This is a genomic window from Desulfuromonas carbonis, from assembly GCF_054658035.1.
In genome coordinates this window covers 350,645-363,663 of sequence record NZ_BAAHXR010000002.1, presented here as the reverse complement: position 1 = coordinate 363,663, position 13,019 = coordinate 350,645, and the positions used below count along the sequence as shown (strand labels likewise).

Below are 13,019 nucleotides of genomic sequence, written 5' to 3'. Positions count from 1 at the left end.
CTCCGCCTCTAATCCCAGCACGGCAGGTCGAAGTTCATGTCCCAGGCACTCCGAAAGGCTATCCAGAGACTCCCGGGTGGCCCCCTCAGTAAATTTTTTTATCTCGTTCTCGGCGTCTGGACCCTACTGCTGGTCGCGTTCTATGCCTGGGACATGCACCTGAGCTGGAACAACGTCAACGAGGCGGCGGTTATCCAGGCCCGGGCGATTGCCGAGAAGGACATCCTGCACCGTCGCTGGAGCGCCTCGCTGGGCGGTGTCTATGTCCTGACCGACAAGGGGGTTGCTCCCAATCCGTTTCTGGCCGATCACCCCCTGCGGGACCTGACCACCAGGGAAGGGGTGCAGCTGACCCTGGTCAACCCGGAATACATGAGCCGGATGGTTTACGGGCTCCAGGACAAGGCGACCAAGGTCATCACCCGGGTGACCGACTTCAATCCGATCAACGCCCAGAACACCCCTGACCCCTGGGAGAAAGAGGCTCTGCACCAAATCACCGGCGGCGAGCAGGAAATCCACAGCGTGGTCGATATCGGCAAACGCCCTTTCCTGCGCTACATGGTGCCCCTGGCCAACGAAACCGGTTGCCGTCTTTGTCATTCCGGACCGGCGTCCGATGGCCCGATTCTCGGCGCGCTCAGCGTTCAGGTTCCCCTGCTGCCGCTCTATCGGCAGGCCGGGCACGAAATCTTTACTCACGCCATTACCTATGCCCTGATCTGGGCCCTGGGAATGATGGGGATTTATTACGCCTTTCGCAATTACCAGCGCTCCGATCAGGCCCGGCGAGCTACCGAAAAGGAGCTCCAGGTCGCCAAGGAGAGCGCCGAGAGCGCAAGCCGGGCCAAGAGTGAATTTCTGGCCAACATGAGTCATGAAATCCGCACGCCGATGAATGCTATTATCGGCATGACCGAGCTGACCCTGGAAACCCGGCTCACCAAGGACCAGCGGGAGTATCTGTCGATGGTGCAGACCTCCGCCGGATCTTTGCTGCGCGTCATCAACGACATTCTCGATTTTTCCAAGATCGAGGCAGGCAAACTCGACCTTGAAAGACTTCCCTTCGACCTTCGCGAGACCATTGAGCAGACGGTCCAGGCGCTGGCCATACGTGCCCACCAGAAAGGGCTGGAGATCATCTGCCGCATTGCACAGGATGTCCCGTTGCGGGTGGAGGGGGACCCCATGCGACTGCGGCAGATCCTGGTCAACCTGATCGGCAACGCCATCAAGTTCACCCCCCGGGGACAGATTGTCATCACCGTAGCCCCTGCTGGTCACGCCAGCCTTGAGGGGGGCCTCCTCATTGCCTTCAGTGTCGAAGATTCGGGGATAGGCATCCCCGCCGATAAAATCAGTCAACTGTTTCAGAGTTTCAGCCAGGTCGATTCTTCCACCACCCGCCACTATGGTGGAACCGGGCTCGGTCTGGCAATCTGCAAACAACTTTGCGAGCTGATGGGCGGCGAGATCACCCTCACCAGTCGGGAGAACCAGGGGAGCCGCTTTTCCTTCGAACTTCCGTTCCCGGTCCTCGTGCCGGCCCCGGTGCCAGCGGTTGGCGACCCGTCCCGGGGGACGGTCCTCGTGGCAGGCTCCAACCCGGTCGCGAGCCAGGCCCTCTGTGATCTCGTCGAAAGCTTCGGCCTTGCCACCGAGACGGTCCGAAGCGGTGAGGTGCTGCTGCGACTGCTCGGCAGCGCCGAGGATTCCTCTGATCAACCGTTTCAGCTTCTCCTTCTCGACAACCGGATCGACCCCGGCAGCGGCTTCGACCTGGTGAAGCGTCTGCAGCATAGTCGTGCCCTTTTGCCGCCGACGGTCATGCTGCTTACTGCCGATCTGCTCAATGAGGACGCGGCCCGTTGCAACAAGCTCGACCTGGCCGGGTATCTCGCCAAACCGGTGCGCCGCAACGAGCTGGGCCAGGTTCTGGCCCGGGTATGGCCGGGGATCGATGCGCCCGCCCCGGGGAGTGCCAGTCCATCATCCCCGGCTATCGGTTTATCAGCCCAGCTGCTGTCGAATTCCGGGAAGACGGGGTTGCGGGTGCTGGTTGCCGAAGACAACCGGATGAACCGGAAGGTTGTTGAGGCCCTCGGCCGCCGCCGTGGCTGGCGCATCAGCGCCGTGGTCAATGGTCAGGAAGCCCTCGACCTTCTCGAATGCGAGATTTTTGACCTGGTCCTGATGGATGTGCAGATGCCAGAGCTCGACGGGCTGGAAACGACCCGTCGTATCCGTCAGCGGGAGGGGGCCAGCGGCGGACACATACCGATCCTCGGCCTGACGGCGCATGCCCGCGAGGAGGACCGGGAGAACTGCCTGGCGGCCGGCATGGACGGCTACCTTTCGAAGCCGGTCGACCCCAAGACCTTCTACCAGACCATCGAAAGCCTGCTGCAAAGCAGCCAGGCACCGGAGATGGGCGGCGAGCAGGCACTGATATCGGGCCTCGCCGATCCCGAATCCCTGGTCAGCGAACTGGCCCGCGACTTTCTCAGCGACATCAACACCGAGATGGAAGCCCTGGAAACGGCTCTCAACAACGGTGATGCGCAACTGCTGGAGCGAAAGGCCCATGGGCTGAAAGCGGTGGTCGGCCTGTTTCAGGCGCAGAGCGCATATCAGCTCAGCCGCCAGCTTGAACAGCTCGCGTCATCCGGAGAGCTGGAGGCGGCGGACCCGGTTTTTCGCACCCTGCAAGCCGAAATCAGCCAGCTGGTCGCCTTCCTGCGCTCCCACCAGGTTGCGCCCTAGGTTGGAGCCTGGCGCCGTCCTGCCCGGAAGTTATTAAGCCTTTACAAATTCCCGCCAAGCCAGTATCTTTCCTGTTTGGTTATCAACCCCAGCCTTGCCTTGCGACGACGACAACCGATGAAACACTCCAATATTCGTAATTTTTCCATCATTGCCCATATCGACCACGGCAAATCGACCCTCGCCGACCGTCTTCTGGAAGAGACAGGGACCCTCTCGCAGCGGGAGAAGAGCGACCAGTTCCTCGACAAGATGGATCTGGAACGGGAACGGGGGATTACAATCAAGGCCCAGGCTGTGCGCCTGAAATACCACGGCGACGACGGACAGGATTACATTCTCAACCTCATCGACACCCCCGGCCATGTCGACTTCACCTATGAAGTCAGCCGCTCGCTGACCGCCTGCGAGGGCGCCCTGCTGGTCGTCGATGCCTCCCAGGGGGTCGAGGCCCAGACTCTGGCCAACGTCTACCTTGCTCTCGACCAGGACCTCGAGATCTTTCCGGTTCTGAACAAGATTGACCTGCCGAGCGCCGAACCGGCCCGTGTCAAGGAAGAGATCGAGGAGATCATCGGTCTCGATACCAGCGATGCCATCGAGGCGAGCGCCAAGGAGGGGCGCGGCATCCATGAGATCCTTGAAACGATCGTTCGCAAGGTCCCGCCGCCGAAGGGTGACCCGGACGGGCCACTGACCGCGCTCCTCTTCGACTCCTGGTACGACTCCTACCAGGGCGTTATCATTCTCGCCCGCATCTTCGACGGTACCCTGAAAAAAGGGGACAAGATCCAGCTGATGTCGAACCGCAAGAGCTTCGAGGTCCTCAAGCTCGGGGTCTTCTCGCCGCACCCGGTCGAGGTCGCCCAGCTTGCCGCCGGCGAAGTCGGTTTTGTCATCGCCGGAATCAAGGTGGTCGCCGATGCCAAGGTCGGCGATACCATCACCCATCTCCATCGACCGGCCCCCAAAGCCCTGCCCGGGTACAAGGAGGTCAAGCCGATGGTCTTTTCCGGCCTCTACCCGATCGATACCGCAGACTATGACGATCTCCGGGATGCGCTGGAGAAGCTGCGCCTCAACGACTCCTCCTTCTCCTTCGAGCCCGAGAATTCAATGGCCCTCGGGTTCGGCTTCCGTTGCGGTTTTCTCGGCCTGCTGCACATGGAGATCATCCAGGAGCGGCTGGAGCGGGAATTCGGCGTCGAGCTGATCACCACCGCACCAACGGTGGTCTACAAGGTCACCACCACCAGCGGTGAACAGATCCAGGTGGAGAGTGCCAACAAGCTCCCCGACCTGCAGTACATCGACCACATGGAGGAGCCCTTCATTCTGGCTTCGGTTCATGTCCCCAACGAATTCGTCGGCGCGGTCCTGGCACTCTGTGAGGAAAAACGCGGGATTCAGCGGGAGATCAAGTATTTGACCGCGACCCGGGTGATGGTCATTTACGAGCTCCCCTTCAATGAAATCGTCCTCGACTTCTTCGACCGGTTGAAATCGATCACCCGTGGCTACGCCTCCCTCGACTACGAGCCGATCGATTACCGCAGGAGCGAACTGGTCCGGCTTAACGTCCTGATCAATGGCGAGGTGGTCGATGCCCTGTCGCTGATTGTGCACCGGGACAAGGCACAATACCGTGGCCGCGAGCTGGTCTCCAAGATGAAGGAATTCATTCCTCGCCAGCAGTACGAAGTGGCGATTCAGGCGGCAATCGGCAACAAGGTCATTGCCCGGGAGAGCGTCAAGGCCCTGCGCAAGGACGTTACCGCCAAGTGCTACGGCGGGGACATTACCCGCAAGCGCAAGTTGCTGGAAAAACAGAAGGAAGGCAAAAAGCGCATGAAGCAGGTGGGAAGTGTCGAACTCCCCCAGGAAGCCTTTCTAGCCATCCTCAAGGTGAAAGAGCAGAAATAATGGCCAAGCCCTCACAAGCTCCTCCAGGAACGGAAAAGCTCCTGACCAAGCCCGGAAAATCAAAATTCCGCGAAACGTTCGAAGCTCTGGTCGTCGCTCTGCTGCTCGCCCTGGTCATCCGCACCTTTGTGGTCCAGGCGTTCAAAATTCCGTCCGGTTCGATGGAAGACACCCTGCTGATCGGCGACCACCTGCTGGTCAACAAATTCATTTACGGCATCCAGTTTCCCTTCAGCGACCAGCGTTTTTTCACCCTGCGGCACCCGCATCAGGGAGACATTATCGTCTTTGAATTCCCTGAAGATACCAGGAACCCGGCGCTCAACTTCTGGTCGCGCCGCGATTTCATCAAGCGGGTGGTCGGCACCCCGGGGGATACGGTCGAAATTCGTGACAAGCATCTCTTCGTCAACGGCCAGCGCTACGATCTCCCCCAGGAGGTCCACAAAGAGCCGGGCCAGGTCATCGGCGACGCTGAACTCTGCGCGCAGACCACGACCTTTCCGCGCCCCCAGTATTGCCGCGATTTCATGCCACCGATCAAGGTCCCGGCGGGGATGTTCTTCGTCATGGGGGACAACCGGGACCGTTCCTACGACAGCCGCTTCTGGGGGTTCGTCCCCGAATCAAGTATCAAGGGACTCGCCTTCATCAAGTACTGGTCCTGGGACAGCCAGCGCAACTGGCCGCGCTGGGACCGCATTGGCCGACCGATTCATTAGGCCGGATCCGGGAGGTCGGTTTTGCACTTGACTCCCCCGGCGCGGCAGGCTATATTCGCCGAAATTCGCAACAAGCTCCCTTTTAAGTCGGTCCCGAGAGGCCGGCAAAGGTGACCGCAAAATGCGCAGCAAGACTCTTATCTTCGTCAACAATACCTTTCCGCCCTGCTGCGGAGAGGTATTTTTTTGTCCCCGCCAACCTGCCCAGGGAGCTCCGGCATGAGCAAAAACGAGACCGTGATCCTCGACAGTAATGGCATCAACCGGGCGCTGACCCGGATTGCCCACGAAATCCTCGAACGCAACAAGGGGACCGCCGACCTGGTCTTGGTCGGTATCCGCAGCGGTGGCGATCACCTCGCGGCGAACCTGCAGCAGCGTATCGCCGAGATTGAGGGAGAGGAACTGCCCCTCGGCGTCGTCGATATCACCATGTACCGGGACGATCTCGGTTCCCGGGGCAACCTGCCTCTCGGCAAGACCGAAATTCCCTTCAACCTGGACGACAAGCGCCTGGTTCTGGTCGATGATGTCCTCTTTACCGGACGCACCATCCGCGCCGCCATGGACGCCCTGATTGACCTTGGCCGGCCACGCAATATCCAGCTTGCGGTCCTTATCGACCGCGGTCACCGCGAATTGCCAATCCGACCCGATTTTATCGGCCGCAATGTGCCGACCGCCCTGGAAGAGGAAATTCACGTGCAGTTCGATGCCGCCCATCTCCCGGTCGAGGTGCGGCTGGTCAAGCCCTAACGGTTGGAGGATTTCCCATGCAATTTCGCCACAAACATATCATTGCGCTCCGGGACCTGACCAAGGAGGAGATCGAGTTGCTGCTCTCGACCGCCGAGAACATGCGGGAGATCAACAACCGCGATATCAAGAAGGTTCCGACCCTGCGCGGCAAGACGATCATCAACCTCTTTTACGAAGCGTCGACCCGGACCCGGACCTCCTTCGAAATTGCCGCCAAGCGGCTTTCGGCCGACACCGTCAACATCTCGCCATCGACCAGCTCGGCGACCAAGGGGGAAACCCTGGCCGATACCGCCCTTAACCTGCTGGCGATGAAACCTGATATCATCGTCATGCGCCACGCGGTCTCGGGGTCCCATTATTATCTCGCGAGCAAAGTCTCCTGCTCCATTGTGAACGCCGGCGACGGCGCCCATGAGCACCCCTCGCAGGGTCTGCTCGACATGCTGACGATGAAGGACCGTTTTGGTCGTCTCGATGGCCTCAAGGTGGCCATCGTCGGTGATATCACCCACAGCCGGGTCGCCCGCTCCAATATCCAGGGACTGACCAAACTCGGCTCCAAGGTCTTTCTCGCCGGTCCGCCGACGATGATGCCACCGGGGGCGGAACGCCTCGGCAATGTCACCGTCTGCAACAGCATGAAGGAAGCGATCGAAGATGCCGACGTGGTGATGATGCTGCGCATCCAGCAGGAGCGCCAGGGGAAGACGTTGATGCCCAACGCCCGGGAATACGCCCGCTACTTCGGTCTCAACAATGAGAACCTCAAGCTCGCCAAGCCCGATGCGATGGTGATGCACCCCGGACCGATCAATCGTGGCGTCGAGATGTCTTCCTATGTCGTCGATGGTCCGCAGGCCCATATTCTGCGTCAGGTTGAAAACGGTGTCGCAGTGCGCATGTCCATGCTTTACCATGTCTGCGGCGGCGAACTCGGCGAATAGACTCTTCTTATTTCTTACCATCTTGCGAGGTACCCGAGATGAATCTTCTGATCAAGAACGGCCGCATCATTGATCCTTCCCAGGATCTTGACGCCAACCTCGGCCTGTGGGTCCAGAACGGCAAGGTCAAAGAGATCGGCCAGGGGCTCAAGGCCCCGGCCGATTGCCAGGTTATCGACGCCAGCGGCTGCTACGTCACCCCGGGGCTGGTCGACATGCACGTGCATCTGCGCGATCCGGGGCTGGAGTACAAGGAAGACATTGCCAGCGGCTGTCGCGCGGCGGCGGCCGGCGGCTTTACCTCCATCGCCTGCATGCCCAACACCAAGCCGGTGATCGACAACCAGGCCGTTGTCAGCTACATCGTCAACAAGGCCCGGGAGGTCGGGGTTGTCAACGTCTTCCCGGTCGGTTCGATCACGACCGGCGGTAAGGGGGAGCGCCTCGCCGAGATGGGGGAACTCAAGGAGTCGGGCTGTGTCGCCGTCTCCGATGACGGTCGCCCGGTAGTCGATGCCGAACTGATGCGTCGCGCCCTCGAATACTCCCGCGGCATCGGCATTCTCGTGATCAGCCACGCCGAGGAGTTGAGCCTGGTGGGGGAGGGGGTCATGAACGAAGGCTTTACCTCCACCGAACTCGGCCTGAAAGGGATTCCCCGGGTCGCCGAGGACATCGCCACCGCCCGGGACGTGATGCTGGCGGAATACACCAGCTCACCGCTGCACATTGCCCATGTCTCGACCCGCGGCTCGGTACGCCTCATCCGCGAGGCCAAGGCGCGCGGCGTCCGGGTCACCTGCGAAACCGCGCCGCACTACTTCACCCTCACCGACGATGCGGTGCGCGGCTACAACACCAACGCCAAGATGAACCCGCCCTTGCGGGAGGCGGAGGATGTCGCCGCGATCAAGGAAGGCTTGAGGGACGGCACCATCGATTGCATTGCCACCGACCACGCGCCCCACCACATCGACGAGAAGGACCTCGAATTCAATGTCGCCCTGAACGGAATCATCGGGCTTGAGACCTCTCTCCCCCTCAGCCTGCGTCTGGTCGAAGAGGGGGTCTTGACCCTGCCGGAGCTGGTGGCGCGCATGGCCGTCAACCCGGCCCGCATCCTTGGCATCGACCGGGGGACCCTGGCCCCCGGGGCACGGGCCGATATCACCATCATCGACCCGCAGCGGCAGTGGCAGGTGACAGCCGCGGACCTGGCCAGCAAATCGAAAAACTCCCCATTTTTGGGGGAGACGATGCGCGGTGGTGCCAAATTTACCCTTGTCGATGGCAAGATTGCGTACCAGAATAGCTAGCCTTTCAAGATACTTAAAGAACATTCCCCAGATATTACCTTAAGGAGATCCGGAAGCATGAAAGCAATCCTTGCCTTGGCCGATGGCAAATATTTCGTCGGCAAGGCCCTCGGCGCCCCCGGTGAAGTGACCGGCGAAGTCGTCTTCAACACCAGCATGTCCGGTTACCAGGAGATCCTTACCGATCCTTCCTATGCCGGTGAAATTGTCACCATGACCTATCCGCTGATCGGCAACTACGGCATCAATCTCGAGGATGTCGAATCGGCGCGGCCACACCTTTCCGGTTTTGTCGTCAAGGAAGCGAGCGACTTCCCCAGCAACTGGCGCTCCAAGATGAGCCTCGATGCCTATCTCAAGGAGAATGGCATTGTCGGCATTCAGGGCCTCGATACCCGGGCGCTGGTGCGCCACATCCGCGACGAAGGAGCCCAGACCGGGATCATCTCCACCACCGACCTCGACCCGCAGAGCCTGGTCGCCAAGGCCCGGCAGGCCCCTTCCATTGTCGGCCGCGACCTGGTCCGGGAGGTTACCTGCGCCAAACCGTATCAGTGGGAGGAAGGGACCTGGGATCTGGTTGACGGCTACCGGGCGGTGACCGGGAAGCCGCGCTTCAAGGTTGTCGCCTACGACTTCGGGATCAAGCGCAACATCCTGCGCAACCTGGCCGCGGCAGGGTGCGCGGTGACCGTGGTCCCCGCCGACACGCCGGCGGAGGAGGTCCTGGCGATGAAGCCCGACGGCGTTTTTCTCAGCAACGGTCCGGGCGACCCGGAGCCGATCGTCTATGCCCAGGAGAATATCCGCAAGCTCCTCGGGCAGGTCCCGCTTTTCGGCATCTGCCTCGGCCATCAGCTCCTCTCCATCGCCCTGGGGGGGAGTACCTACAAGCTGAAATTCGGCCACCGCGGCGGCAACCAGCCGGTGCGCCGCGGCGACGGCCACGATGTGGAGATTACTGCCCAGAACCATGGCTTTGCCGTCGACGCCGCCTCTATCGACAGTGCCGCCGTGACCACCCACATCAACCTCAATGACAACACCGTCGAAGGGTTGTGCCACAAGAGCCTGCCGGCCTTCTCGGTGCAGTACCATCCGGAAGCGTCACCCGGTCCCCACGACGCCCACTATCTCTTCGACCGCTTTATCACGATGATGGAAAAAGCGCAGCAGACAAAAGGGGAAAAGTAGCCGGGGAGGGAACTCCCGGGATCGCCACCTTCGACCCCTCACCTATAATTGTGAAAGTAATCCGATGCCTAAACGTACAGACATTAAAAAGATTTTGATCATCGGTGCCGGGCCGATCGTCATCGGCCAGGCCTGCGAATTCGACTATTCCGGAACCCAGGCCTGCAAGGCGCTGAAAGAAGAAGGTTACTTCGTCATTCTCCTCAACTCCAATCCGGCGACGATCATGACCGACCCGGACTTCGCCGACCGGACCTATATCGAGCCGGTGACCCCGGAGGTCCTGGCCCGCATCATCGAAAAAGAACGGCCCGACGCCCTGCTCCCCACCCTCGGTGGCCAGACCGCCCTCAATACCGCGGTAGCCGTCGCCAAAAACGGCACCCTCGAAAAGTACGGGGTCGAGCTGATTGGCGCCAAGCTGCCGGCCATCGAGATGGCGGAAGACCGCACCCTCTTCAAGCAGGCGATGGAGCGCATCGGCATCGCCGTGCCGCGCAGCGGCCTCGCTCACAACTACCAGGAAGCGATCGACATCATCGAGCATGTCGGCTTTCCGGCCATTATCCGCCCCTCCTTCACCCTCGGCGGCACCGGCGGCGGCATCGCCTACAACCGGGAAGAATACGAAACCATGGCTGTTGCCGGCATCGACGCTTCGCCGACCAATGAAATCCTGGTGGAGGAGTCGGTCATCGGCTGGAAGGAATTCGAACTCGAGGTGATGCGCGACCTCGCCGACAACGTCGTCATCATCTGCTCCATCGAGAACTTCGACCCGATGGGGGTCCACACAGGCGACTCGATCACCGTCGCCCCGGCGCAGACCCTCACCGACAAGGAATACCAGATCCTGCGTGACGCCTCGATCAAGATCATCCGCGAAATCGGCGTTGAAACCGGCGGTTCCAATATCCAGTTCGGGATCAACCCTCAGGACGGCCGCCTGGTGGTCATCGAAATGAACCCGCGCGTCTCCCGCTCTTCGGCGCTCGCCTCCAAGGCGACCGGCTTTCCCATCGCCAAGATCGCCGCCAAGCTTTCGGTCGGCTACACCCTTGACGAGATTCCCAACGACATCACCCGGGAAACCTTTGCCTCATTTGAGCCGACCATCGACTATGTCGTCACCAAGATTCCGCGCTTTACCTTTGAGAAATTTCCGCAGGCCGACGCGACCCTGACGACGCAGATGAAATCGGTCGGCGAGGTCATGGCGATCGGCCGCACCTTCAAGGAGAGCCTGCAAAAAGCGCTGCGCTCCCTGGAGATCGGTTCCCATGGCTTCGAGAGCCGGATTTTTGCCACGCCGGACGATTACCGCCGCGCCCTCTCGGCAGAAGAACTCGACCTGCTGCGCAGCAAGCTGCGCATTCCTAACGCGGACCGGCTCTGGTATCTGGCAGACGCCATGCGGGCGGGCTTTTCCAATGCCGAAATCCATCAACTGACCTGGATCGATCCCTGGTTCCTGCACAATATCCGCCAGATTATCGACTTCGAACTGGTCCTGGTGGAAAGGGCAGGGGAGGTGGCCAGGGCCGATGCCGACTTCACGGAGCTGTTGCGGGAGGCCAAGCAGCTGGGCTTCTCCGATCGGCGCCTGGCGGTGCTGTGGGGCGTTACCGAGGAGGATGTCCGCAGCCTGCGCCACCACCTTGGCGTCCGCCCGGTCTTCAAGCGCGTCGATACCTGCGGAGCCGAATTCGAGGCCTTTACGCCGTACCTCTACTCGACCTACGAGACTGAGTGTGAGGCGCAGCCGACCGACCGCAAAAAAATCATGATCCTCGGCGGCGGGCCAAACCGGATCGGGCAGGGGATCGAGTTCGATTACTGCTGCGTCCATGGCGCCTTTGCCCTCGCTGAGGACGGCTTTGAGACCATCATGGTCAACTGCAACCCCGAAACTGTTTCTACCGACTACGACACCTCGGACCGCCTCTACTTCGAGCCCTTGACGCTGGAAGATGTCCTCGAAATCGTCGCCATCGAAAAACCCTTCGGTGTCATCGTCCAGTTTGGCGGCCAGACGCCGTTGAAGCTGGCCGTTGCCCTCGAAAAAGCAGGCGTCCCGATCATCGGTACCAGTCCCGATGCCATCGACCGTGCCGAAGATCGGGAACGGTTCCAGGCCCTGCTGCACAAGCTCGACCTGCGCCAGCCGGAGAATGGCCTGGCCCGTTCCTTCGAGGAGGCAGAAAAGGTCGCCGATCGTATCAGTTACCCGGTGGTGGTACGCCCTTCATACGTCCTTGGTGGCCGGGCGATGGAGATCGTCTATGATGTCAACCAGCTGCGTTCCTACATGAAACATGCGGTCGATGCTTCTCCGGAGCACCCGATCCTGGTCGACAAGTTCCTTGAAGAGGCGATCGAGGTTGACGTCGATGCCCTCGCCGATGGTGAGGAAGTTGTCATTGGCGGCATCATGCAGCATATCGAAGAGGCCGGCATCCACTCCGGCGATTCGGCCTGTGCCCTGCCACCCTTCTCCCTGAAACCGGAACTGATCGCGGAGATCCGGCGTCAGACCGTGGCCCTGGCCCTGGAACTCCAGGTCATCGGGTTGATGAATATCCAGTTCGCCGTCAAGGGAGACACGATCTACCTGCTCGAAGTCAACCCCCGCGCCAGCCGTACCGCCCCCTTTGTCTCCAAGGCGACCGGCCGGCCCCTGGCCAAGATCGCCGCCCGCCTGATGTCAGGTAAATCTCTGAAGGAGCTTGGGATTCATGGCGATATCGTACCGAAACACGTTTCCGTCAAGGAGTCGGTCTTCCCCTTCGCCAAGTTCCCCGGGGTCGATACCCTGCTCGGTCCGGAGATGAAGTCGACGGGGGAGGTGATGGGGATCGACATGGAGTTCGGCAAGGCCTTCGCCAAGGCCCAGCTCGGCGCCGGGGTGAAACTGCCCCTCTCCGGCAAGGTCTTCGTCAGCGTCAAAGACAGTGACAAAAAATATATTCTCGAGCCCTGCGCCCAGCTGATCGGGGCGGGTTTTGAAATCGTCGCCACCCATGGGACCGCGTCTTTCCTCGCCGAGAAGGGGCTTGCGAGTACGCCCATCAACAAGGTCAAGGAAGGGCGGCCTCACTGTGTCGATGCCATTAAAAGTCATGAAATTTCAATGGTATTCAATACGACCTTTGGTGCCCAGTCGGTCGCCGATTCCTATTCGATCCGCCGTTCGGCGCTGATGTACAGTGTCGCCTACTTCACCACCGTAGCAGGCATGAAAGCAGCGGTGGATGGAATTCTGGCCATGAGTCGAGAAATGCTTGACGTAAAACCGCTTCAAGAGTATTATCCGAGCCGTTAAGCTTGATTATGTTGAACAAATACATGCTGCTACGAGCCAAACGGGCGGGGTAACCCGCCCGTAGATTTTC

8 protein-coding genes are annotated in these 13,019 nt (G+C 60.5%); all 8 read left to right on the top strand.

The window, feature by feature from the left end; all coding sequences use genetic code 11:
• Nucleotides 1-36: 36 nt before the first annotated feature.
• The 8 genes from ACYQ8E_RS03940 to carB all read left to right on the top strand — a co-directional run bounded on the left by ACYQ8E_RS03940 (nucleotide 37) and on the right by carB (nucleotide 12,949).
• Nucleotides 37-2,766 (top strand): response regulator, encoded by a 2,730-nt coding sequence (locus ACYQ8E_RS03940; protein ID WP_459860148.1) that lies wholly within the window; start codon nucleotides 37-39, stop codon nucleotides 2,764-2,766.
• A gap of 117 nt (nucleotides 2,767-2,883) precedes the next feature.
• Nucleotides 2,884-4,689 (top strand): translation elongation factor 4, encoded by a 1,806-nt coding sequence (gene lepA, locus ACYQ8E_RS03935; RefSeq protein ID WP_066727218.1) that lies wholly within the window; start codon nucleotides 2,884-2,886, stop codon nucleotides 4,687-4,689.
• On the top strand, nucleotides 4,689-5,411 hold the full coding sequence (gene lepB / locus ACYQ8E_RS03930; RefSeq protein ID WP_066727216.1) for a signal peptidase I: 723 nt from the start codon (nucleotides 4,689-4,691) through the stop codon (nucleotides 5,409-5,411). The genes lepA and lepB overlap by 1 nt, the downstream gene beginning before the upstream one ends.
• A gap of 219 nt (nucleotides 5,412-5,630) precedes the next feature.
• On the top strand, nucleotides 5,631-6,167 hold the full coding sequence (gene pyrR, locus ACYQ8E_RS03925; protein ID WP_066727215.1) for a bifunctional pyr operon transcriptional regulator/uracil phosphoribosyltransferase PyrR: 537 nt from the start codon (nucleotides 5,631-5,633) through the stop codon (nucleotides 6,165-6,167).
• Between the two features lie 17 nt (nucleotides 6,168-6,184).
• Complete coding sequence (locus ACYQ8E_RS03920) at nucleotides 6,185-7,117, top strand: aspartate carbamoyltransferase catalytic subunit (protein WP_066727214.1); 933 nt, start codon at nucleotides 6,185-6,187, stop codon at nucleotides 7,115-7,117.
• 38 nt (nucleotides 7,118-7,155) lie between these two features.
• Nucleotides 7,156-8,433, top strand: coding sequence for a dihydroorotase (locus tag ACYQ8E_RS03915; RefSeq protein ID WP_066727212.1), 1,278 nt, complete (start codon nucleotides 7,156-7,158; stop codon nucleotides 8,431-8,433).
• 57 nt (nucleotides 8,434-8,490) lie between these two features.
• Complete coding sequence (carA, locus tag ACYQ8E_RS03910) at nucleotides 8,491-9,627, top strand: glutamine-hydrolyzing carbamoyl-phosphate synthase small subunit (protein ID WP_066727210.1); 1,137 nt, start codon at nucleotides 8,491-8,493, stop codon at nucleotides 9,625-9,627.
• A gap of 64 nt (nucleotides 9,628-9,691) precedes the next feature.
• Nucleotides 9,692-12,949 carry a carbamoyl-phosphate synthase large subunit gene (gene carB / locus ACYQ8E_RS03905; protein WP_066727208.1) on the top strand — a complete coding sequence of 1,086 codons (3,258 nt, stop codon included), beginning with the start codon at nucleotides 9,692-9,694 and terminating at the stop codon, nucleotides 12,947-12,949.
• Nucleotides 12,950-13,019: the final 70 nt, after the last annotated feature.

Excerpts from the sequence above, each read along its gene's own strand:
- ACYQ8E_RS03940 (WP_459860148.1), top strand. The coding sequence starts at position 37 with ATGTCCCAGGCACTCCGAAAGGCTATCCAGAGACTCCCGGGTGGCCCC.
- lepA (WP_066727218.1), top strand. The coding sequence starts at position 2,884 with ATGAAACACTCCAATATTCGTAATTTTTCCATCATTGCCCATATCGAC.
- lepB (WP_066727216.1), top strand. The coding sequence starts at position 4,689 with ATGGCCAAGCCCTCACAAGCTCCTCCAGGAACGGAAAAGCTCCTGACC.
- pyrR (WP_066727215.1), top strand. The coding sequence starts at position 5,631 with ATGAGCAAAAACGAGACCGTGATCCTCGACAGTAATGGCATCAACCGG.
- ACYQ8E_RS03920 (WP_066727214.1), top strand. The coding sequence starts at position 6,185 with ATGCAATTTCGCCACAAACATATCATTGCGCTCCGGGACCTGACCAAG.
- ACYQ8E_RS03915 (WP_066727212.1), top strand. The coding sequence starts at position 7,156 with ATGAATCTTCTGATCAAGAACGGCCGCATCATTGATCCTTCCCAGGAT.
- carA (WP_066727210.1), top strand. The coding sequence starts at position 8,491 with ATGAAAGCAATCCTTGCCTTGGCCGATGGCAAATATTTCGTCGGCAAG.
- carB (WP_066727208.1), top strand. The coding sequence starts at position 9,692 with ATGCCTAAACGTACAGACATTAAAAAGATTTTGATCATCGGTGCCGGG.